This is a genomic window from Bacillus sp. DE0042, from assembly GCF_007680225.1.
In the GTDB taxonomy this organism is placed as follows: Bacteria; Bacillota; Bacilli; order Bacillales; family Bacillaceae_G; genus Bacillus_A; species Bacillus_A wiedmannii.
In genome coordinates this window covers 1,511,564-1,535,292 of sequence record NZ_VEJP01000001.1, presented here as the reverse complement: position 1 = coordinate 1,535,292, position 23,729 = coordinate 1,511,564, and the positions used below count along the sequence as shown (strand labels likewise).

The window sequence follows — 23,729 nt, the reverse complement described above, 5'->3', positions numbered from 1 at the left end:
AGTGGGGACGATTTTAGATAAAATTGTAGACCAAAAGAAAAAGGAAGTTGCGGCATTATATGAAACATATACACCATTAAAAGAAAATAGAAAGACACATTCACTTGTAGAAGCATTACAGCAGTTTACTGTCATTGCAGAAGTAAAGCGAGCATCACCATCAAAAGGAGATATCAATTTACACGTTGATGTACGAAAACAAGTGAAGACATATGAAGAATGCGGCGCAGGAGCAGTTTCTGTTTTAACAGACGGTCAATTTTTTAAAGGATCGTTTCATGATTTACAAACGGCAAGAAGAGAAAGTAACATTCCGCTTTTATGTAAAGATTTCATAATCGATAAGATTCAAATTGATAGGGCGTATGAAGCTGGCGCAGATATTATTTTACTAATCGTAGCGGCGTTAACGAAAGAGAAGTTAAAAGAACTGTATAGCTACGTACTAGAAAAAGGATTAGAAGCAATTGTTGAAGTTCATGATGAACAGGAATTAGAAATTGCGATCCAATTAAATCCGCACGTTATCGGTATTAACAACCGTAATTTAAAAACATTCGAAGTTGATTTAAGCCAAACAGAACAGCTTGGAAAACGATTAAACGAGGAGAATTTACTTTGGATTAGTGAAAGCGGGATTCATTCAAAAGAAGATATTATTCGCGTCAAACGAGCTGGGTCGAAAGGTGTATTAGTTGGAGAAGCACTTATGACATCATCTTCTATTCTTACCTTTTTTGAAGATTGTAAGGTGAACATATGAAAGTGAAAATTTGCGGTATTACTGATGTTGAAACGGCAAAACGTGCTTGCGAATACGGAGCTGATGCACTCGGATTTGTTTTTGCAGAAAGTAAGCGAAAAATTACTCCAAGGCTAGCGAAAGAAATCATTCAGGAGATTCCAGCAAACGTGTTAAAGATCGGTGTTTTCGTAAATGAATCAGTAGAAGTGATCCAGGAAATTGCAGATGAGTGTGGGTTAACGCATGTGCAACTACATGGGGATGAAGATAATCATCAAATCAAAAGATTGAATATTCCGTCTATAAAGGCGCTCGGAGTGACTTCGGAGGAAGATATGAAAAACGCTCAAACATATGAAGCGGATTATATATTGTTTGATAGTCCGAAAGAAAAGTTTCACGGGGGAAATGGAAAGAAATTTTCATGGGAGTTACTCGCACATATGTCAAAAGAGTCGCGAGAGAAAACGATATTAGCTGGTGGATTAAACGCTCTTAATATAGAAGAAGCGATTCGAACTATTCAGCCATACATGGTCGATGTAAGTAGCGGAGTGGAGACAGAAGGAAAGAAAGATGTAGAGAAAATAAAACAATTTATTATAAAAGCGAAGGAGTGTTCCAAATGAATTACGCATATCCAGATGAAAAAGGTCACTACGGTATATACGGAGGACGATACGTTCCAGAAACGTTAATGCAATCTGTATTAGAACTAGAAGAAGCATATAAAGAAGCGATGCAAGATGAAGCGTTTCAAAAGGAATTAAATCATTATTTAAAAACATACATCGGAAGAGAAACACCGCTTTATTTCGCTGAAAATATGACGAAGTATTGCGGCGGTGCAAAGATTTATTTAAAACGTGAAGATTTGAACCATACAGGAGCTCATAAAATTAACAATACAATCGGTCAGGCACTTCTTGCAGTACGAATGGGCAAGAAAAAAGTTGTCGCTGAAACAGGGGCAGGACAACACGGAGTGGCAACGGCTACTGTATGTGCCCTACTCGGATTAGAATGCGTCATCTTTATGGGAGAAGAAGATGTGAGACGTCAAAAATTAAATGTGTTCCGAATGGAATTACTCGGAGCGAAAGTAGAAAGCGTAGCCGCAGGTAGCGGTACATTAAAAGATGCGGTAAACGAGGCGCTTCGCTACTGGGTTTCACATGTACACGATACACACTACATTATGGGATCCGTTCTTGGACCACATCCATTCCCGCAAATAGTTCGTGATTTCCAAAGTGTAATTGGGAAAGAAACGAAAAAACAATATGAAGCGTTAGAAGGGAAATTACCAGAGGCAGTCGTTGCATGTATTGGTGGTGGTAGTAATGCGATGGGCATGTTTTATCCGTTCGTACACGATGAAGAAGTCGCTCTTTACGGTGTAGAAGCAGCTGGGAAAGGTGTTCATACAGAAAAGCACGCAGCTACTTTAACGAAAGGAAGCGTTGGCGTTTTACACGGATCGATGATGTACCTTCTGCAAAATGAAGAAGGACAAATTCAAGAAGCGCATTCTATTTCAGCAGGACTCGATTACCCGGGTGTGGGGCCAGAACATAGCTTGCTAAAAGACATCGGCCGTGTTTCTTACCACTCAATTACGGATGAAGAAGCGTTAGAAGCATTTCAATTATTAACGAAAAAAGAAGGGATTATTCCGGCATTAGAAAGTTCACATGCTGTCGCATATGCATTAAAATTAGCGCCGCAAATGAAGAAAGAAGAAGGACTTGTCATTTGTTTATCTGGCCGTGGTGATAAAGATGTAGAGAGTATAAAACGTTATATGGAAGAGGTGTAAAAAATGGGAGTAGAAAAAATTCAAGCAGCGTTTGAAAATGGTAAGAAAGCATTTATTCCGTACGTAATGGGCGGAGATGGTGGCCTTGAAAAATTAAAAGAAAGAATTCGTTTTCTAGACGAAGCAGGAGCAAGCATCGTTGAAATTGGTATCCCGTTTTCAGATCCAGTCGCAGATGGCCCAACGATTCAAAGAGCAGGGAAACGAGCGCTAGATAGCGGTGTAACAGTAAAAGGCATTTTTCAAGCATTAATAGAGGTAAGGAAAGAGGTACAAATTCCATTTGTACTCATGACATATTTAAATCCAGTACTCGCATTCGGAAAAGAACGATTCATCGAAAACTGTATCGAAGCAGGGGTAGACGGTATGATCGTTCCGGATTTACCGTATGAAGAACAAAATATTATTGCCCCGTTACTTCGAGAGGCAAACATTGCGCTAATTCCACTCGTTACAGTAACGAGCCCAATTGAGCGAATCGAAAAAATTACGAGTGAATCAGAAGGATTTGTCTACGCCGTTACAGTAGCGGGCGTAACAGGAGTACGTCAAAACTTTAAAGGTGAGATTCATAGTTACTTAGAAAAAGTAAAATCACATACGCAATTACCCGTAGTGGCAGGGTTCGGTATTTCAACAAAGGAACATGTAGAAGAAATGATTACAATATGTGATGGAGTAGTCGTTGGAAGTAAAATCATTGAGCTTTTAGAAAATGAAAAGCGAGAAGAAATATGTGAATTAATACAGGCAACAAAACAAAAAGAAGAGGCGTGAGTCTCTTCTTTTTGTTTTGTGTAATAAATGTTAAAATATACAGAAAATACATATAAATTAGAGGGTGAAAAAGCATGCTAAGACGAAAACTACTATATCTTCTTTTAACCGTACCACTATACGCTTGGCTCATTAGCATGACGAAAATAGAGTTGATGGCTCTATTTTTAGGATATGTATTCATCTTTTCCAACTTAACTCGTATTCAAGAGCAATCTATTTTAGAAATATGTATATTTTCGATTAGTATAGAACTATTTAGTATCGTTTCAATTGTATTATTAAATGAATTATTCCGATGGATCCATGCATTTGAATTAATGAAATTTGGTAACGTTGTATTGCAAGTAATATGTGCTTATCTTGTGCTTGTTGTGTTAGACAAAATAGTCGGACAGCAGACGGTTTTTCAGGATAATAGAAAATAGGAGTGAAAAGGAGCCGTTTGGCTTCTTTTTTACAACTGTTGTAAAAACAATTGAAAAATATGACATCTGTTATATAATAGTTAAAAATTGTATTTTTAATGAAAAGAGATGATAACATGGCCATATTGTTGGCACTTATCCCAATTATGATGATTTTCATTTGTTTATTTTTATTTAAACAAACGTCATTAAGGTCCTCTTTAATTGCTTACGTTGTGTCTGTTGGAATCGTTTTACTCTCGCCAACGTTTCAACTAGGGATAAGTGAAATTGTGCACGCAACGATTAAAGGTTGGTTAATTTGTTTTATTGTCGGGTACGTTTTGTTTTTCGGTATTTTTTTATTTCACCTCATGAACAAAATGGGGTACATCGATCAAGTAGCACGTTTTCTAGAAGAAGTGACGCACGATCGTTTATTACAAATGCTCCTTATGTGTTTTGGTATTTGTCCGCTAATCGAATCAGTAAGTGGATTCGGAATTGGCTTCATGGTTGCAGCACCTATTTTTCTTTCATTAGGTTATAAACCGTTTCAAGCTGTACTGCTCTCATTTATTGGCTTACTAGCTAGTTCATGGGGGGCAATGGCAACTGGTACGATTATCGGCTCGCAACTAATAAATATGCCTCTTACAACACTCGGTACAAATACAGCGCTATTAAGTATCCCGATGTTTGCTTATTTCGTCATTCTTTCTTTACACGTTGTTGGTGGCTGGCGGGCCGTAATTGAAAAGTGGAAAGAAGGATGCGGTTTCTTTCTATTATTTTCTCTCGGAATCTATCTTTCTAACGCATATGTAAGTGTTGAACTAGCAGGTATATTAAGTTCTATCATTACAATTACATTTGGCTTTCTTATCATTAAATTAAAAGGAAAAAATAAACAAAATCTTATAACAGAACATGCTGCGGCAACGGAGAGAGAAGTATCTATTATAAAAATAATTAGCCCTTATATATTCTTAACTGTTTGTATTTTGCTTTCTCGCCTCGTACCAGCATTACATGATGTATTCAGATCATATGCAGTCCTTGATTTAAAATCATACTCTTACAAACTAGAGCTACTATATTCGCCAGGTTTTTGGCTCGGTATGACTTGCTTATTTACTATTATTTTCTTCCGCATTCCATCTCATATTATGAAACAATCACTCTCGCAAACGATAAAACAATGGATTCCATTTGCAATTACGACGACAATGTTTATCGCTATTTCAGAACTAATGGGTGCATCTGGTATGCATGCATTGCTTGCAAAAACAGCTGGTGAAACATTTGGAACGTTTTTCGTTTTCGTTGCTCCGTTTATCGGCGGAATCGGTGGCTTTTTAACAGGGAGTAACGCAGGATCAAATGCGATGTTCATAAAACTACAAATGCAAACTGCGCAAAACGTAGCCCTCCCGTGGCAATACGTCACAACACTGCAAAACACCGCATCATCAGTAGCGACAATCGCTTGTCCATCGCGAATTACACTCGGTGCTTACTTATGTAATATCCCGTATCGTGAAAATGAACTATTAAAGAAGACGACCTTAATGATCCTTGGCGCGGTTTTGCTTGTAGTGGTAGAGGTTATTGTTTGGTATATGTTGAGAAATTAAAAATCCTCCTGACATAGGAGGATTTTTAATTTGATTGGATAATGTTTTAAAGATGAAAAGCTTCTACTAAATGAATAGGAGATGAAATGTATGCCCCTAAAAAACTACGGCGTGTTAAAAGGTACAGTTATACAATCAAAGATTGGAAAAGGGAAAACGCCTCATTATCAAGTTCATTTACAAGGTGAAGCAGAAGTAAATTATCGTATTGCAATTAACGTGAAATCGCAAAGTTATCCGTCAGAAGTTTTATATTTTGCGAGTGATAATATTAGGTCAGAGGCGATTCATATTTTACCGACTTTACCGTTCGGTTTTACAGAAGTAAAAAACAATGAACCGAAAGTTGCTTTAGACTACGTAAGAGGTAATGTATTTGATTCGAAACAAATGATTCCTTTACCTGCTGAAAAAGCAGGAGTGGATAATGATTTAAATGAAAAAATTGAACGTTATATAAAACGAGCGATAGAGGAAAAAGCGATTATTTACGCGTTTGGTGAAAGATGGGGACCAGAAGAAAATACACCGGATTCTTATTTTCATTTTGAACCAGGAAACGGTATACATGATATTCATATGAATCAAGGAAATGTAGAGAAATGGAAAGGTGATAATGGTATATGGCAAGACGGAGGCATACTCATTCACTTTGAAAAGGAAGAAGAATGGATCGGTATCTTTCTAGCCTTCCAGTCGCAGTCATGGTGTACCGATGAAGAAGGACATGCTCGCGTTCCGGTTGAGCATTGTGATTATAAGGGAAATAATTGAGTAGAAGAGGGCGTTCAAACTGAACGCCCTCTTCTTATTTTATAAAACCCAAAACTAACAAGTGTAGAAATACAAGAGAACAGCAGTGCCACACTAGAAAATGCAATGACGTACATATTATACTTCATCATTTTGCCAATGAGCTGGTTACTGTCGTACTGAAACAGGCCTGCGATTATGTTGAATAAAAATAATACGATAAACATGACGATAACACCGTCTATTGATCCTTTAATATCTGGCTTGCTTAAAGCGATATGTGCAGAAATACAAATGGCGATAAATAAAAATAGCCAAAAGGAAGGATTCAATAAATTACTTATTGTAAATAAACTTTTCAATAATACAAACGTCGACAAGAGCATGTTTTGAACCATCTCTACATTAATAGAAGTAGAAGCGATTGTTTTTTCGAGAGTTGTATTAAATAAGAAATATGAATTTGGTACGAAATAGCGCATTAAAAGGATTAACGCAGTAATGCCGGAAATAATAGGACCGATCCCAATGAAGAAGTTCCCAATTCGTTGATATACACTTTTTTGATTGTATTGATGTTGTACGTAGCCTAAAGCACCTTGACTTGTATCTGTTGGGAAAAACTGCGTTGCTACAATTTTATGACGGAATAGTACACACATAATTGCATGTCCAAGTTCATGAATCGGAACACCAATCCACGCTGTTAAAAGGAATCCTTTTCTTCCGAAAGCTCTCGACCAATACATTCGTGTGAGAGATTCTAAATAGCCTAATAGAAATCCAATTACAACGATAACGCCAATTAAAGAAAATAATTGGATTATGCTTGTAAGGAGTATTTGAAAAATTGAGTTTACCAATTCCATTGTCTTTCATCCAATCTGTTAAAAATGTTATTTGTTCTGTTTCATAATAGCATTATTTTTCAAGATTGCTAGCACATATATTTTCTTTTGAAAGAAGGATTTCATAATCTTTTTCTTGTAGTCATGTTTTATGTCCAAAGTCATATATTGAATTTGTAACACCCTATATGGTATATGCTCAGGGAGGGATGAGAGAATGAAATGTCCGGCGTGTCAGACGGAAAATGCAGCAGAGGCAAAGTTTTGCGGGAATTGTGGACATTCGTTGACGGAGGAAGTAGTGGCAAGTAGTGGCCAAGAAGAAGGGCCGGAACAAGCGCGCGCGGCACAAGCGAAGGAAACTCGCCCAAATGAAACGGTAGAGCAAGCGAAGCGATTTGCGAGTGGGTATTTTCAGTTTTTTAAACATGCTTTCAAAGCACCGACAGCGATTATGAAAAACGGCAAGGTTGAAGTACGAAATGGAATTGTAAGTCTCATTCTCATTTGTTTTTTAGCTGCATGTATTTTTTATAGAATGATGAGTGCTGCAGCAGCTGTTACGAGAACATTTGCACCCGAGATATCTACTCCTACATTCTTTTTGGACACTGTAACGGTCTTTTTATTTTTACTAATTTTAACTTTATTTATCGGATTTATTATTTGTGTAAGTGGTAAGATGATGAAATCATCTTTTTCGTTTCTTGAAGTATTCGGTATATGGGGAACGATAGCGACGCCAGCTATTGCTATATTAGTGCTTTCTTTTCTGTTTAGCTTTTTATTAATCTTTTTCTTACCAATTTTATTAGGCCTGGCTACAACGTATATGGCAATTAGTATAATTGTAGCTATAGTAAAACTAGATAACGGTGGATTAGATCTTGTCTACACACTTTTTATCGCAAATGTTTTAATCGGAATTGCAACATTCATTGTACTTTGGTCTTACATTAGCACGATAATTCAAACCATTACTCAGGGATTAACTGGCTTCTAACGAAAAGGTGGTTGAATGGATGAATATATGTACAAATTGTGGGACTCATTTTGAGGATGGGGTACAATTTTGTCAAAACTGCGGGATGAAGAGGGGAAATCTTGTAGTAAAGAAGAACATGAGCAGCGGTGCAAAAGTTGGCATTACACTTTTAGTACTACTTATTATAGCAATTGTTGGATTGTATTTGTACGGATCATCGTATTATAAGCAGACGGCACAAGTAGACCGGATGATTACCATTGTACAAGAGAGGGACGGGGACAAATTAGCTGAAATCGTCACGGCAGATGATCCATCAGTTATTGTAACGAGAGAGAGTTTAATGCCACTATTTTCGTATATAAAAGAAAATCCATCTTACGTGAATGAATTGAAAGAATATTTGAGGCAAGGTGAAAAACGAGGGGATGGAATCGAAAGAGCAGATTTTTCGTTAACGAAAGACGGGAAGTATTTCTTTTTATTTGATCGGTATAAATTGAAAGCGAAGACGTACTATACGACTTTACTTTCAAATGAAAAAGGTACATCTTTAAAAATGAACGGAAAAGAAATTGATAAAACAGATGACAAAAAGTTTGAGAAGCAATATGGACCGTTTCTTCCAGGAGCTCAAGTGTTTCAATCAGAATATAAAAATGACTATGTAAAACTATCACGTGAAGAAAAGGTTGTACTTATGAAACAAGGTCAAAATAACGTAACGATAGATTTAACGTTGCAAGGGCAATATATTACAGTACAAACGAACGCGCCTGGTGCAACATTGTATGTGAATCAAAAACCAGTTATAGCGCTGGCTGGAGAAGAAATTACGTGGGGACCGGTAGCAACTGATGGAAGTACGACGATTTATTTAGAACGAAATGGAGAAAGTGGACGGGAAACGACAAAGGTAGAAACGGTAACGGCACTTTCGTCTTATACTCTTCCATTCCAGAAGAAAAGTACAGAAAAAACAGTTGTTTACAATGTTACTCCGCCTACGAATCGGTATGTATATAATGGTTTCATCTTCCCTGATAGTGATGTTCGAAAATTAACGAGTTCAGATTTAACGTATTTATCGAAAGAACAATTGAAAATAGCGAGAAACGAAATATACGCAAGACATGGACATATGTTTCAAACGAAAGATATGCAAGCGTATTTTTCAAAACAGTCTTGGTATAGAGAAAATCCATATTTTACAGGAAAGCTAACAGATATTGAAACTTATAATGTTGAACTCATCAAATCAAGAGAATAAACACGTGAAAAAGGTACAGTGCATAACTGTACCTTTTTTATGGTTATTTATCTGAACCAGGATCCCTTGAGAAAAAGATGTGAAAGAGAAATGTGACTTTACTTGATCCTCCTGATGTACTAGCTTGTATATGGGATAAAGGACCAGAAGTTAGAGCTGCCTCGGAATGGGGTGGTACGACTATTTTGAGCGCATGATCTGATTCTGGTGAAGCAGTAACAGTTATTGTATCGTCAGAAAAATTCAAAATTTTAACAGAACCGACTGGAAAGATGGACTTGCCAGCATGTGATGCTGAAGCGAATTGGGTAGCTTTCCAAATATCTTGCGCAAACGTATCATCTTTAGATAACCAAGCACGAGCGCTGTATATTGTTGCATTAATGGAAAATTCTTGGTCAAGTGAGACGGCGGGTTTCGGTTCTTTCGGTTCATCTCGGAGCTGGGCGAGAAGGCCGGCGCACATGTATGTTTCACCTACTTTCAATTGTTACTGTTATAGCATATTAAACATGTTGTTTATAAGACACGACGGTTACCTATTAAAGTATAGGTTTGTGCACCAAATTTGAAGATGAAATTATCTTTCTTTAAAATGGAAGTAGGTGTTATTTCTATAAAATATGGAAAGCGTAAAGAGTATGTAAAAAAAGAAGGAGTGGTAAAGTGAACTATGTCATTATTGGCGGAGATGCAGCTGGTATGAGTGCAGCTATGCAAATTGTTAGAAACGATGAAAATGCAAATGTTGTGACGTTAGAAAAAGGTGAAATTTATTCGTACGCTCAGTGTGGATTACCGTATGTCATTAGTGGTGCTATCGCTTCAACAGAAAAATTAATCGCGCGCAATGTAAAGGCGTTTCGTGATAAATACGGAATTGATGCGAAAGTGCGTCATGAAGTAACGAAAGTCGATACGGAAAAGAAAATGGTGTACGCAGAGCATACAGAGACGAAAGATATTTTTCAATTTCCATATGACCGTTTACTAGTTGCAACTGGAGTACGCCCTGTTATGCCGGAATGGGAAGGACGAGATTTACAAGGCGTTCATCTTTTAAAAACAATTCCGGATGCTGAGCGCATATTAAAAACGTTAGAGACGAATAAAGTTGAAGATGTAACGATTATTGGCGGCGGTGCAATTGGACTTGAGATGGCAGAAACATTCGTCGAACTTGGTAAGAAAGTAAGAATGATTGAGAGAAATGATCATATCGGTACAATTTATGATGCAGATATGGCGGAGTATATACATAAAGAAGCAGATAAACATCATATTGAAATTTTAACAAATGAAAATGTAAAAGCGTTTAAAGGAAACGAAAGAGTGGAACAAATTGAAACGGATAAAGGTACGTATAAAGCGGATCTTGTTTTAGTATCTGTTGGAGTGAAGCCGAATACTGATTTTCTTGAAGGAACAAATATACGTACAAATCATAAAGGGGCAATCGAAGTAAATACATATATGCAAACGAATGTGCAGGACGTATATGCAGCTGGTGATTGCGCAACACATTACCACGTTATAAAGGAAATTCATGATCATATTCCGCTCGGAACGACTGCCAATAAACAAGGGCGACTTGCTGGACTGAATATGCTTAATAAACGAAGAGCCTTTAAAGGTACGTTAGGTACAGGGATTATTAAATTTATGGATTTGACGCTCGCAAGAACAGGCTTAAATGAAAAAGAAGCAAAAGGGCTACATATTCCGTATAAAACGGTCAAAGTAGATTCCACAAATATGGCGGGCTATTATCCAAATGCGAAACCACTTTATTTGAAATTACTATATCGTTCTGACACGAAACAATTATTAGGTGGACAAGTAATTGGAGAAGAAGGTGTAGATAAACGGATTGATGTGATTGCAATGGCGCTTTTCAATAAAATGAGCATTCACGATTTAGAAGATGTCGACTTAAGTTACGCACCACCATATAACAGCGTTTGGGATCCAATTCAGCAAGCGGCAAGACGAGCGGAATAGCACTTTTTAAGTGCTATTTTTTTCGTTAAAGGGGAATAATCCTTTTTGCCGAATAAAAAAGGGGGAAATAGTTACATATAGGGAAGGGGATTTTTAAAATGGTTGTAACACTTCAAACAGTTCAAGAATTAGAAAAAGAAATATTGCGTAATTTGTACGCACTATATCTTCATGACCTCTCTACATTCACTCCTAATATAACGATTGGGGAAAATGGATTTTTTGAATACGAAGATTTGCACATGTTTTGGGAAAATGACGGAATCACTCCGTATTTTATTAAAAGTGATAATGATATTGTAGGATTTTTATTACTACTGGAACGTCCTTTTTTGAAGAAGGAAAACGACTTTGGTATAAATGACATTTTCATATTGAATCAGTACAAGGGGAAAGGAATCGGTAAACAAGTTATTGAGAATGTACTAAAAGAGAAACGAGGACAATATTTCGTTATCGAACTTGTGAAAAATGTACCAGCTGTTTCTTTTTGGAAGAAAGTATATAGGGAGCTAAACATCGAATTTGATGAGAAGACACAGTTAATTGATGATGAAGAATGTCTCGTTCAAACGTTTAAAATATAATGAAATCGATGCTCCTAGTATATTACTTTGAAATTTAACTTTATCCCGCATTAACGGGCAGTAAGACCCCCACCTCAAAATTCAGCGAAAGCAAAGAAGTTAGGTGGGGGGCGGGCTGCCCGTAAAAGCCCGATTGGTTCAACTAATAATCAGTGGGGGATGAAGAAAACCCCCACTAATTAAAGTTTCACTTTATTTCGAATATACCGTTCGCCCTTGAAAACATAGTGCTTATCGCTTATATTTTCATATAGTATTTATTTTTTAATAAAGCATTGAACGAACCAGGGGGCACAGTATGGCAATTAATATGAAAACAATCGAAGAATGGATTGCGGAATCAAACGCAAGACAAGAAGAAGACTTTGGACACGTTGTGGAAGAGATGAAAGAAGTATGCGTCGGACTTGATAATGCGACATTAATTTATACGAAAAATGTATTTTGTTTCGGTAAGAAAGTAGAAGTATTGTTCTTCTTCCAAGATCATGTCGTGATTGGGCAAGAAAAAGATGAATATGTTGAAATCGAAAAATTAAAGTATGAAGCAATTACACATAGCAACTTAAAAACAAATGACAAAAATACAACGTTAGAATTAAAGTTTGCTAACGGACAATCTATTAATTTAGATAGTTTAAATGATAACTACGGTACGAAAAATTGGTTATTTGCAAGACAAATTAAGAGTATCTTTAAATTAATCTAATAAAAAGCAGGCCTCAAAGGGTCTGCTTTTTACTTAATTCCTATTACACAAAGGCATCCTCTTTCTTCATAACATTTCACATTTGTAAATCCTGTCTTATAAAATAGGTTTATTAATTCTTCATTCGTTTTACATTTCTTCATATGATATTGAACTTTGAAAGTTTCAGCCACTAATAAAAAAGATCCGTTCGGTTGTAGGACGCGAAATCCTTCTTTTATATCTTGTTCCACATCAGGCCAAAAGTAGTGTGTTTGAAAAGCAGTAATGAGATCGAAGAAGTTTGTATGATAGGGAATAGAAGAAACGCTTGCTTGTTGAACAATGACTTTTTGTTTTTGAACATTTTTTATATTCGTCTGTATAGAATTTTTTACAGCTTGATTGGAGTAATCAATACCATATATTTTCCCAAGTGGAGTTCGTTTTGAAAGAGTGTGTATCGTTTTACCGCCGCCACAACCGATATCTAATATGATTGCATCTGTCTTTATATGTACTTTCTGTAATGCCCAATTTGTTAGTCTTGTATGTGCACTGTTCATAATACAAAGCATGGAAGAACCAATTGTCCCGCGAGGATTTTTTGCTTGCTGAATTAATCGTTGTAAAATGCTCAAGTCAAACTCTCCTTTTATGTAAGAATATATACTCATTTCGCTTTTTATAAATTAAGTCCTTTAAAAAAAGCACGCCGTCTACCGGCGTACTTCTAATTACGCAACTCTCCTTTTAACCAATTCCGCGCCCGATACGCCCCAACAGGAATTTGAATAAGTGATGTTTCATTTCCAGCATCTATCCCGTACAATTGGTCACATGAATTTGTATCAAAACTAAGTAAAGGATGCCCGCCCATCCCCATCGCGGTCGCAGCAAAAACAAGTTTATGAACGAGGATACCTGCTTCCATTTGGTGAATACGGTATCCTCTATAGCCTAATGCACTTGTATAGTAATTTTTCTTTCCGACTACATGTAGGCAAAGCGGTACTTGAAAAAGATTCACGTTATCCATCGTCATACTAGATTGAAGGGGATAACGAAGGTCTCCATATCGAAGTGGTTGTATGGAATGCGTTTTACTGTTATAAGAATAAGCGCCGTTCTCTATATCTTTTACGTTATAAAAACATCCATATAAGGAGACACGCGCATTTTCATTTACATACTGACCGTCAAGGTCGTTGTAATAAGGAAAGGCGAGGCTCGCTTCTTGTAGTAAAGTAGCGAGCTCGGCTGCATCCCATTTCGTTAAAGTAAAGTCAGCATCAGGAGAATACCGTTCTTTACAAAGTTGTAAGAAATCATACGATAACCGTTCTACTTTCGGTAGCTGTACAGCATGCGCATGATGTTGATAGTGCTCTTCATGATGTAGTGTTTGGAAGTGTGCTGTCGATTCAATCATAGAAGATTCATTTATTTTGGTTATCATAGGATGTTTATCTACTTGCTTTGATTGAACGAAATGCTCATGTGCTAATGGCGGAATTTGCTGCAATAACTCATGAGAAGTTACTGTTTTATTTTCACGGTGATCAGTGTGAAACCAATTAGTTTGCGGTTCTGTACTTAAAGGAACAACAGCATACACACTTTCTTCGCTTTCTGATAGTCCGAGTAAATGATTGATTGCACGGTCTAGAAACTGAAAATATACGCCATTTGTGTAACCGAATTGTTTGGCACATTCAAGTAATTGACCGATGAGAACACCACTATCTAATCCTTGAAGACGATACGAAAAGTTATTGTATTTAAAGAAGTTTTTCCAAAACATAGTAGATACGAATGCAGCACCAAAACAAGACTGTATGTTACAACGATTGCCAAGTGCTTCCGAAAGATAAGAATCGAAATTACCGTCGCGAAGTAAAACAAGCCGGTGATGCGCGGCATCGTAATGGTAAATGCCGTCTGGATAATCGTCAATCTTTAAATATATATACAATTCATTTGGATATAAAGCGCCGCCTGAAGGGATAGATCTTCGGAATAAAATTTTCTCGCTATTTAGCCGACATAATTGGGTTAAACCAAATGAGCACCAAAGGTAATGACCAATTTCCTTCAAAGTAAGTTTAGTAGAAGCATTAGGTAAAGATAATGGGATTTCTAAAGAGAGAGGAATGATAGGTACATTTCGATATAATTTATAAGGAAGCGGTGCATCTTCCCAGTCCACTTCATGATTCGGCATAATTTCATCGATAGAAAAATGGAGATGATGTAAAAAAGTATCCAGCTGCATAAAATCCCCTCCTTTACTATGGAAACGGATGCGGATGTGGATTTAATTGTTCATTCGTTAAGGGCTCAGCGCTATATCCAAGCGTCATCGGTACGGTATACACTCTATCCAGCCCTGTAATCCGAGTGAGATGGTGACCGAACGTCATCGGTAGCATACCTGGAATAATGACTTTTACACAATGTAATCCGTTTTTTTCTATAAGAGGTACTGTTTGATCTACAACGATTACGTCAAGTCCAGATTGCTGCAGACGGTTTAAAAGTTGATGAAGATCGGATGTTAAATCAAGGTTAAATGATTGTAACCCGTTCATTTCTTGGAACGATTGCATCGGTGCATCGTCACGTAAAAGAAAATGAAGACGTTCTTCTGCTTCTTTCAATCCGTACAGCATACTATGGTCTTCCATTTTATTAACGAGATAAGGATCGTGTAAGCAGTTTTCGTAATGCTCTCTTTTTTGTTCGAGTTCATCGTCTGCTATTAGTAACATGCCTGCTATTTCATGGATGGCACTCTTTAAAGCGCGGACAGGGTCTAAATGAGAGCCTCCCGCACAAACAACGTTCATTCCATTTTCACGCGTATTTTTCGCAATTACCCATAAGCTTGGGGTACCGTGTTCCATCGTTGCGTTAAAAGCATGTAACTCATACCCAGTAATCGTGTACAGCCGCTGAATCATTAATTGTAATTCTGTATCATTTGCTGAACTAAGATCAAGGCGGGGGAGAGGTAATTCGGCATACCAAGTGAGCAAAAAGGCGTCACGCTCTACAATTTCTAAAATGCCATGAAAAATTGCTTCTTCTAAACTACCACCAATTGCACATCCATTTGATGTTTCATACACGAAAGCATCTCGATGACCGAGGCTATAATAAGCAATTGATTCAGGAACTAAAATCGGCCGGTTTTGTAATAAAGAATATCCCCATACCCAGTTTTGTTCGTAGTCAGGATCAAATGGCTTAAACGGAAAACTATCACGATTATAATGTTCATTTGTATGTACACCGAGAGAGAGGGGATTCAGTGCATGATCCTCTAACTCACGAAAACTGCCGTGTACATTCGTCTTTTTTCCTCGAGGTGACATACCACAATATCGTTCTAAACCTTCTAAAATAGCAGTTGCTTCACTCATTGCAAATGAATGAGTTCGGCCTGCAACACCTTCATTTCCAAACATTAATGGCATGTTTATAATAACGTCAGCAAATGGTAATAAAGAATGCTGCATTTTTCCGTTCAACATACCGACCCGATAATCTAAATAATCTCTCGTTAAAAATGTGTTTAGTTCATGAATGGAACGACAGCGATACGTTGCATCACTTGTTTTTAAGCTCGGTTGTAATGAAATCGTTGCTGCATCTGCCGTATCATCAGGCAAATTGCTACATACAGGGCAGAGCGGATCTGGAAGAAAAGAATGCCGCGTACATTGCAGTGTTTGTAAGTTTAGTAAAATGAGTTCATTTTCTAAAGAGGAATGGTTATGAGTTAATATTTTCTCTGTTTCTGCACGAATAAGATGGCACATTTGTAACATGCCATTTTGGGTGGCACGTACATCACGCCTCGTTACATTATCTGTCTTTAATGCATATTTCCGCTGTAGTTCCCACATTTCTTGTTGATCAAAGCCAGCGATAAACCGGCGCCCATCAGAGCAGTGGGAACAACCAGTTGCAGGGGGATGAATGTAAGGACCGATAACACCTTCACCAAATGAAGTAAACCCGCGTAACCATGGAATATGATTCGACCGATAAATTAGCTCGGCATCATGATGAATAGCAGAAGGAGAGCCATCATGTAATACGAGAGCGAGATGAATATTTTCAGGGAGTTCTTCTGTAAGGCTATGTTGGCGAATGATAGAATATTGATTGCATAGTTGATCATGTACATAGTTTGCCAGAAGGCCATCTCCTATAAGCAATATATTTTGAGTCATAGACTGTCCTCCTTTGCAATTAATACACCGTACACACCATCTAAGTTTTCTTTCAAAAATGATTCAATGGCTAAATCAAACACGAATGGATAAAAATTATGTTCTTCTAAATGTTGCAAGGCAAGCTGCACAGATTGCACACCTGGAACTTCTTCTTCCGCTTGTATTTCCACTCTAAAAGAATCCGTGTCATATAAAATAATAGAGGATTCAGGCAAGATATTAGCTCTGTAAGGAGTCTCTTCATTTTGAATATGAAGAAGTGATAGTTGTAGTGCGTTTCGTAAGGCTAACGTCATATTAATATTAGATGCACCGTACCAGCGATCATTTATACCGACCCAAACGACAGGGAAGCTGAGAATCTCTTCGCTTACTGCTATTTTAGGTGTTTCATGAATTGTAGAGAGAGCATCGTAATAAAATCTACAATGTTTATCATGAATTTCAGTTAAATCAATCGTCGTAATTTCTTCCAGCATATGTGACTGCCGCTCATACAATTTATTATTTAAATGTTGTTGTAGCGCCCGGTATACACCTTCTGTCATCGTTTCTCCAGCGCCAATACCGATATCATTATGTTCAGGAATAAGGCGGTGCATAATTTCCGCTACATATGTTTCAATTCCTGTTAAACCAGCTTCTCGGCGCGCTTCATTATGAGTTAAACCACCACAAGTCATAAGAGGCAGGAGGGAAGCAGGACCATCTGATAGTGGAGTAGCTACTTGAATATGGCATTGTGATAACGGTAATTGATATGAATCTTGTTCATCCCATACATGGAATAAACCAGCTTCTTTAGAAGTTAATGAGTCGAAAAAGCGGAATAAATCAGTTGAGGTATGTTGGTTGGATCGATGCTCAAGTTGTTCAGAAAGATTTTCTATCGTATCAATTGTAAAACTTTCATCAGTTACGAGAGGATGTTTTATAAAAGGATGCCATGCTCCTTCGAGTGTTTCGTAATTTAATAAAAAGAATTGTGGTTCTTTTTCTCGGTAAGAATCATCAGCGACATACTTAAGTAATTCAAATACGATTATATTTGCTAACATTGCAGATGGAAGTGGTGAAAATGATGCTGATGAATGTTCATTTTGTAAAGTTGTTTCATGTAGCCGATGCCATACGGATTCCCAGCATTCTTCACGATTAGCTGTTACGATAGGGCCGGCTATACCAAGTGCTGATAAACAGACGGCAGGTATGAAGTTCTTTCCTACTTCTCTACAAATCGTGTGAACTGCTCTTAGGCCTTCAATATCTCCATTTTGAGAAACATACAAAATCCAGTCGAAAGGCTCGAAAACTTCATGCAGGGGACGATCAATTGTCGTATCTATTTCCTGAACAAGGACATGATCATCCACTTCATGTGCAAGTTCTATTAGCTCATGAATGCGATCGTAATTTGTTTCCTCATAATCTGTAACAAGGTAATGAAAGGTAGGTAATCCTGATTCTAATAAAGAAGAAACTAAGGAAGTAAGCATATCTCCAGAACCAATTATAAGGACGTTTGCCGCGCGATACGTTTCGAATTTTAGAGCGCCTGAATGAGAATCAGCTTCTAAAAATTCAATTTGTGAAGCGTATCTATCAAGTAATGCGCTATTTAATTCATGAGGTGCATCCTGACTTACATCCCGAACGAAACCATTTTCATATAAAATCTCTCCAATTTCAAATACACGATTTTGATAGGGGAGAGGGAGACCATCGGTTATTTCTGCTAAAGAATAATTCCCGTTAAACATTGGCATTAATTTTTCAATCCAGTTGTAAATTCCATCACCGTCCATACGAAATGAACTGGCATTATTTCGAAAATAGACACCCCCGTTTGAGTCGGGGAGGAAAAAAGTATCCTTATTTGCTTTAAGTTTTGCATCAATTGGAAGGTTATTCATTTTAATCCTCCTTACGTTTTAGGCATACATTATTAGCTTATGTTATGAAATTTGTCCCGTATGAATGCAATAAAAAAAGGCTGTAGAATAATTTATTCTACAGCCTTTAATAGATTATTAATCTATCAACCTTCTAATAATAATGATTTTGGATCTTCAAGCATATCTTTAACAGCAACAAGGAAGCTAACTGCTTCTTTACCATCAACAATACGGTGATCGTAAGATAAAGCGATGTACATCATTGGACGGTTTTCCATACGTTCTGCATCAATTGCAACTGGACGTACTTGGATTTTGTGCATTCCTAAAATACCAACTTGTGGGCTGTTTAGGATCGGTGTTGACATTAGAGAACCGAACACACCCCCGTTTGTAATTGTGAATGTACCACCTTGTAGTTCTTTTAATGAAAGTTTGTTGTCACGTGCTTTCATACCTAAATTACGAATTTCACTTTCGATTTCAGCGAAGTTTAATTGGTTAGCATCGCGTACAACTGGAACAACTAATCCATCTGGAGCTGCTACTGCAATACCGATATCATAGAATTTTTTAATGATAAGCTCGTCGCCTTGAATTTCAGCATTTAATAATGGGAATTGTTTTAATGCTGCAACAACTGCTTTTGTGAAGAATGACATGAAACCAAGACGTACATCATGTTTTTTCTCGAAAGCATCTTTACGCTCTTTACGTAATTCCATGATTGCAGTCATATCAACTTCGTTAAATGTTGTTAACATTGCAGATGTTTGTTGAACTTCTACAAGGCGTTTTGCAATTGTTTGACGGCGGCGGGACATTTTCACGCGCTCAACTGGTTTTTCGAATTCCGTTTTTGCAACTGGAGCAGGAGCTGGACTTTTTGGAGCAGCTGGTGCTTCTTTTGGTGCGGCAGCATGAGCTTGTACATCGTGTGGTCTCACACGTCCAAGTGGATCTGTGCTACGTACGTCGTTTAAGTCGATACCTAATTCACGAGCCATTTTTCTAGCAGCTGGTGATGCGATAGGACGGTTCGTATTCGGTAAACCTTGTAAAGTTGTAGTTTGCTCAGCATTTGGTGCCGCAGCTTTCGGTGCTTCAGTTGTTTCTTGTTTTGGCTGTTCAGCAGCCGGTGCAGGTGTACTTACTGCAACTGGTGCTCCGTTTGCATCTAAAATTGCGATAGTTGCACCAACTTCAACTGTATCCCCAGGTTCGCCTAGTAACTTCGATACAATACCTGAATCTTCTGCAATGATTTCTACATTGACTTTATCAGTTTCAAGCTCAACAACGCTGCCACCTTTCTCAACTTTGTCGCCTACGTTGATAAGCCATTGTGAGATAGTTCCTTCAGTAATAGATTCTGCAAGCTCAGGTACTTTAATTTCGATCATTTTAAATGTCCTCCCCTTATTTGCCTAACGGTGTGTTTTTTCTTCTTTTGTCTTCGGTAATCTCCATTTGTTAGCCTGCCCCCGGGCAAAATATCTGTCCGGGGAGCAAGCTAGAAACCTTCATTGTTACTTTCAGTTGCTGAAAACTTCAATTTCTTGTTTATCTTGACGGAAGTTATACTTTACATCTAAAGCGTGTGCAACAATTAGTTCTTGCTCAGCTTTGTGAGCGAATGGATCGCCACCAGATGGGCTAGAGCGATCTGGGCGTCCAATGTAACCTGTTTTCACTTTATCTCCAGCAAGTTCGAACAGAATTGGAGCCATGTAATGCCATGCACCCATATTACGAGGTTCTTCTTGAACCCAAATAATTTCTTCTAAGTTTTTAAAGCGTTTAATAATAGATTGAACTTTCTCAGCAGGGAATGGGTACAGCTGCTCAATACGAACGACATGAACTTCATCTAAGTTATACTCATGTTTACCAGACTCAATTTCTGCTGCTAAGTCAATCGCCATTTTACCTGTGCTTAAAACAAGACGTTTTACTTTAGTTGGTTTTGTACCAAGGTTTTCTTGTTCTAGAGCAGGTTGGAAACGTCCTTCGCTTAACTGACTAGCAGTTGAAAGCGTAAGTGGGTGACGTAATAAACTCTTTGGCGTCATCAATACTAATGGTCGAACAGCTTCTGTTCCTAAGATAGATGCTTGACGACGTAAAATATGGAAGTATTGTGCCGCGCTCGTTAAGTTTGCAACTGTCCAGTTATTCTCAGCAGCTAACTGTAAGAATCGCTCTGGACGTGCACTAGAATGCTCTGGTCCTTGACCTTCATAACCGTGCGGTAATAGAAGAACTAAACCAGATTTTTGACCCCATTTTGCTCTTCCTGCTGAAACATATTGATCAAATAATGCTTGCGCAGTATTTGAGAAGTCACCATATTGCGCTTCCCACATAACAAGAGTTTCTGGAGCGAATACGTTATAACCATACTCGTAACCAACAACAGCAGCTTCTGATAACGGACTGTTATGAACAGAGAAGGATGCATTAATGTTTGGTAAGCGATGTAATGGTGAATATGTTTCATTTGTATCAGTATCGTGTAATACGATATGACGGTGCGCGAATGTACCACGCTGTGAATCTTGACCAGTTAAACGAATTGGCGTACCTTCTTGTAAAATAGAAGCGAATGCTAATGACTCAGCAAGTGCCCATTCAATTTTACCGTTCTCTTCAAGAGCGTCTTTACGGCGTTCAAGAATTTTCTTCACTTTCGGATATACGTTAAAGCCTTCTGGCCAAGATAGTAGACCTTCATTAATTGCACGAAGTGAGTCAATCTCAACACCAGTATCAATTGGCTGAATGCCTTTTGCAACAACATCTGGCACTTTAACGTGAATTGTTGCAGCGCTCGTATCAGCTGGCGGTACTTGTGCATAGTCAGATTTTAATTGCTCTTGTATAAACTGAGTCATTGTTTCAACCTCATCTGCATTTAGAACACCAGCAGCTTGTAATTGATCTGCATAAATCGCTCTTACAGTTGGGTGATTTTTAATCTTTTTGTACACTTGTGGTTGCGTAACTGCTGGGTCATCCATTTCGTTATGACCGTAGCGGCGGTAACCAATTAAATCGATTAAGAAGTCTTTTTTGAACAATGTACGATATTGAATCGCAAGGTTAGCAGCAGCAAGACAAGCTTCTGGATCATCAGCGTTCACGTGAACAATCGGAATATCGAAACCTTTTGCAAGGTCACTTGAATATTTCGTAGAACGAGAATCATAGCTATCAGTCGTAAAACCAACTGCATTGTTTGCGATAACATGAATTGTTCCGCCTGTTTGGTACGCGTTCAATCTGCTTAAGTTCAACGTTTCAGATACAATACCTTGACCAGGGAATGCAGCATCACCATGAACTAAAATTACGAATGATTTTGAAGTATCTTGTTCTGGAAGACCAGATTTTTTACGATTCTCTTGAGCCGCACGTGCAAAACCTTCTACAACAGGGTTAACGAACTCAAGGTGACTTGGGTTATTTGCTAATGTAACGCGAGTGCTAACTTCTTCGTTACTAACGACTTGTTCTCTACCTAAATGGTATTTCACGTCGCCAGTCCAGCCAGAATTTGCCACTGCGCCTTCTATTTTTGCATGTTTGAACTCAGCAAACATGTGACTATATGGTTTTTCTAATACGTGTGCAAGTACGCTTAGACGACCGCGGTGAGCCATACCAATCATGACATCTTCTACGCCGCCCTTTGCACCTTCTAGAACAATTTCATCTAGAACAGGTACAAGCATATCAACGCCCTCGATAGAGAAACGCTTTTGCCCAACGAATGTTTTATGCAAGAATTGCTCGAAACCTTCAACAGCTGTTAAACGTTTTAAAAGAGCAGTTCGTTTTTTATTTGATAGTGGTTGACGCAATGAATTTGATTCCACCATTTGATGCAACCACGCGCGTTCTTCACTATCTTGTATATGAGAAAATTCATAAGCTAAAGATTTTGTATAAACGTCTTTTAATCTATGAATTACATCAAGTGCAGTGTGAATACCTTCTGGTGCATCTTGCCATACTGTTTTTGCTGGAATCGCTTTCAAGTCAGCATCGCTCAGTTCGTTCATTGCTTTCTCAAGAAGAGATTGTCCATTAGCAGCATCTTCCATCGGATTGATGTGAGCCAACGTATGCCCGAATGAACGAATTTGTTCAACAAGCTGAACGACTTTAAGAATTTTTTCAATGTTCCCTGTGTTTTGAGGAGAAAAATGTGTTGCTGTGTTGTCCCCTGTTACGACATCATCTTGAAACGAAGGAGCTCCAAAAATTTCAAAAAGCTCTTGTAATTCCGGATCAACAGAACCTGCTCCAGTTACGTAAAGATCATACTGCTCAATAACATAACCAAGGTTCGGACCATGGAACTTGGTCCAAGGGTTTGTCGTTGTATTCTTCCTCGTCATTTGTTTAAACCTCCCAATGCATATAATCCTTTTCCTTACAAAAGGTGCATTTTGCTCTTTTCAATAATTGATGAATCAATAATCAATGTAAATGTTTTCTTTACTCTTATGTTATTACAATAATTTACATAATACCAAACACTATTACTTATCTGTTTTGTAAAAAAACATTCACAATAACTTATCACCCAAGTTAATCTTTCATGTTATAAAGTAATTTTACAGAAAAATGGGGTGGATATATTTGGTATACCTACACGAATAACTAAAATTGTTGCATGTAAATATAAGTATAATAATTAGAATGTTTTGATAAAAATGAGTTCGAATTATGTATATTGAAATAATAAGCGCTTTCATTGATATTATACAACAATATAACGGAATATAGTATAAAAAATAAAAAATTATGAATTTATCGTAAACTTTATTTAGATAGTGTTAAATATTGAAAGGAAAGTGAAGGATTTCTACAAAAAAAGTTGCTAAACATAAAAAATGCTTCATAAACAGTTAGTTTCTATAAATATGACGAAAAACACCGTAAAACCAATAACGCATTTCGTGGAATAAAGAGATGAATGAAATATTTTAAAAGGATAAAACAAATAGGGAGATATTAAATTTTAAAAATAGAGAGGAGGAGATATAGTAACGGTTCATTACA

The 23,729-nt window shown here is 37.5% G+C and carries 20 protein-coding genes; 12 read left to right on the top strand and 8 right to left on the bottom strand.

Annotation, left to right across the window (positions count from 1 at the left end; translation table 11 throughout):
* Nucleotide 1 precedes the first annotated feature (1 nt).
* From trpC to FS802_RS07625, 7 genes are all read left to right on the top strand, one after another.
* The gene (gene trpC / locus FS802_RS07655) at nt 2-763 is read left to right on the top strand and encodes an indole-3-glycerol phosphate synthase TrpC (protein ID WP_098653956.1); all 762 of its coding nucleotides are present in this window, start codon (nt 2-4) and stop codon (nt 761-763) included.
* Nucleotides 760-1,374 carry a phosphoribosylanthranilate isomerase gene (locus FS802_RS07650; protein ID WP_098653955.1) on the top strand — a complete coding sequence of 205 codons (615 nt, stop codon included), beginning with the start codon at nt 760-762 and terminating at the stop codon, nt 1,372-1,374. Before trpC ends, FS802_RS07650 begins: the two co-directional genes overlap by 4 nt.
* A complete protein-coding gene (gene trpB, locus FS802_RS07645) occupies nt 1,371-2,564 on the top strand; it encodes a tryptophan synthase subunit beta (protein ID WP_098653954.1) in 1,194 nt (397 codons plus the stop codon). The genes FS802_RS07650 and trpB overlap by 4 nt, the downstream gene beginning before the upstream one ends.
* A 3-nt stretch (nt 2,565-2,567) precedes the next feature.
* Entirely contained in the window at nt 2,568-3,344 is a 777-nt protein-coding gene (trpA, locus tag FS802_RS07640; protein ID WP_098708072.1) for a tryptophan synthase subunit alpha, read from the top strand.
* A gap of 74 nt (nt 3,345-3,418) precedes the next feature.
* Nucleotides 3,419-3,772, top strand: a complete 354-nt coding sequence (locus FS802_RS07635; protein ID WP_098653952.1) for a DUF4029 domain-containing protein — start codon at nt 3,419-3,421, stop codon at nt 3,770-3,772.
* Nucleotides 3,773-3,888: 116 nt separating this feature from the next.
* Nucleotides 3,889-5,388 carry an L-lactate permease gene (locus FS802_RS07630; protein ID WP_098720243.1) on the top strand — a complete coding sequence of 500 codons (1,500 nt, stop codon included), beginning with the start codon at nt 3,889-3,891 and terminating at the stop codon, nt 5,386-5,388.
* Between the two features lie 90 nt (nt 5,389-5,478).
* Nucleotides 5,479-6,162: a DUF2278 family protein gene (locus FS802_RS07625; protein WP_098653950.1), complete on the top strand. Its 684-nt coding sequence runs from the start codon at nt 5,479-5,481 to the stop codon at nt 6,160-6,162.
* A gap of 14 nt (nt 6,163-6,176) precedes the next feature.
* Here the strand turns inward: FS802_RS07625 and FS802_RS07620 are convergent, their stop codons facing one another.
* Complete coding sequence (locus FS802_RS07620; protein ID WP_098653949.1) at nt 6,177-7,010, bottom strand: hypothetical protein; 834 nt, start codon at nt 7,008-7,010, stop codon at nt 6,177-6,179.
* 196 nt (nt 7,011-7,206) lie between these two features.
* On the opposite strand from FS802_RS07620, the gene FS802_RS07615 reads away from it, so the two are divergent.
* Together FS802_RS07615 and FS802_RS07610 are read left to right on the top strand one after the other, a co-directional pair.
* On the top strand, nt 7,207-7,992 hold the full coding sequence (locus FS802_RS07615) for a zinc ribbon domain-containing protein (protein ID WP_098653948.1): 786 nt from the start codon (nt 7,207-7,209) through the stop codon (nt 7,990-7,992).
* A gap of 19 nt (nt 7,993-8,011) precedes the next feature.
* A complete protein-coding gene (locus FS802_RS07610) occupies nt 8,012-9,244 on the top strand; it encodes a TcaA 3rd/4th domain-containing protein (protein ID WP_098653947.1) in 1,233 nt (410 codons plus the stop codon).
* Nucleotides 9,245-9,287: 43 nt separating this feature from the next.
* Here the strand turns inward: FS802_RS07610 and FS802_RS07605 are convergent, their stop codons facing one another.
* Nucleotides 9,288-9,710 (bottom strand): hypothetical protein, encoded by a 423-nt coding sequence (locus tag FS802_RS07605; protein ID WP_098653946.1) that lies wholly within the window; start codon nt 9,708-9,710, stop codon nt 9,288-9,290.
* Between the two features lie 200 nt (nt 9,711-9,910).
* On the opposite strand from FS802_RS07605, the gene FS802_RS07600 reads away from it, so the two are divergent.
* From FS802_RS07600 to FS802_RS07590, 3 genes are all read left to right on the top strand, one after another.
* The gene (locus FS802_RS07600) at nt 9,911-11,245 is read left to right on the top strand and encodes an FAD-dependent oxidoreductase (RefSeq protein ID WP_098653944.1); all 1,335 of its coding nucleotides are present in this window, start codon (nt 9,911-9,913) and stop codon (nt 11,243-11,245) included.
* Nucleotides 11,246-11,343: 98 nt separating this feature from the next.
* Nucleotides 11,344-11,832, top strand: a complete 489-nt coding sequence (locus FS802_RS07595; RefSeq protein ID WP_098653943.1) for a GNAT family N-acetyltransferase — start codon at nt 11,344-11,346, stop codon at nt 11,830-11,832.
* Nucleotides 11,833-12,130: 298 nt separating this feature from the next.
* Complete coding sequence (locus FS802_RS07590; RefSeq protein ID WP_098095516.1) at nt 12,131-12,541, top strand: DUF3908 family protein; 411 nt, start codon at nt 12,131-12,133, stop codon at nt 12,539-12,541.
* Between the two features lie 29 nt (nt 12,542-12,570).
* Here FS802_RS07590 and FS802_RS07585 read toward each other — a convergent pair whose 3' ends face one another.
* From FS802_RS07585 to odhA, 6 genes are all read right to left on the bottom strand, one after another.
* A complete protein-coding gene (locus FS802_RS07585; protein ID WP_098720242.1) occupies nt 12,571-13,161 on the bottom strand; it encodes a class I SAM-dependent methyltransferase in 591 nt (196 codons plus the stop codon).
* A 92-nt stretch (nt 13,162-13,253) separates the two neighbouring features.
* The gene (locus FS802_RS07580; protein WP_098720241.1) at nt 13,254-14,795 is read right to left on the bottom strand and encodes a SagB family peptide dehydrogenase; all 1,542 of its coding nucleotides are present in this window, start codon (nt 14,793-14,795) and stop codon (nt 13,254-13,256) included.
* Between the two features lie 16 nt (nt 14,796-14,811).
* Complete coding sequence (locus FS802_RS07575) at nt 14,812-16,761, bottom strand: TOMM precursor leader peptide-binding protein (RefSeq protein ID WP_144524951.1); 1,950 nt, start codon at nt 16,759-16,761, stop codon at nt 14,812-14,814.
* Nucleotides 16,758-18,677 (bottom strand): putative thiazole-containing bacteriocin maturation protein, encoded by a 1,920-nt coding sequence (locus tag FS802_RS07570; RefSeq protein WP_144524949.1) that lies wholly within the window; start codon nt 18,675-18,677, stop codon nt 16,758-16,760. Before FS802_RS07570 ends, FS802_RS07575 begins: the two co-directional genes overlap by 4 nt.
* A gap of 125 nt (nt 18,678-18,802) precedes the next feature.
* Complete coding sequence (gene odhB / locus FS802_RS07565; protein ID WP_000569906.1) at nt 18,803-20,062, bottom strand: 2-oxoglutarate dehydrogenase complex dihydrolipoyllysine-residue succinyltransferase; 1,260 nt, start codon at nt 20,060-20,062, stop codon at nt 18,803-18,805.
* Nucleotides 20,063-20,194: 132 nt separating this feature from the next.
* The gene (gene odhA / locus FS802_RS07560; RefSeq protein ID WP_000197177.1) at nt 20,195-23,062 is read right to left on the bottom strand and encodes a 2-oxoglutarate dehydrogenase E1 component; all 2,868 of its coding nucleotides are present in this window, start codon (nt 23,060-23,062) and stop codon (nt 20,195-20,197) included.
* Nucleotides 23,063-23,729 lie beyond the last annotated feature (667 nt).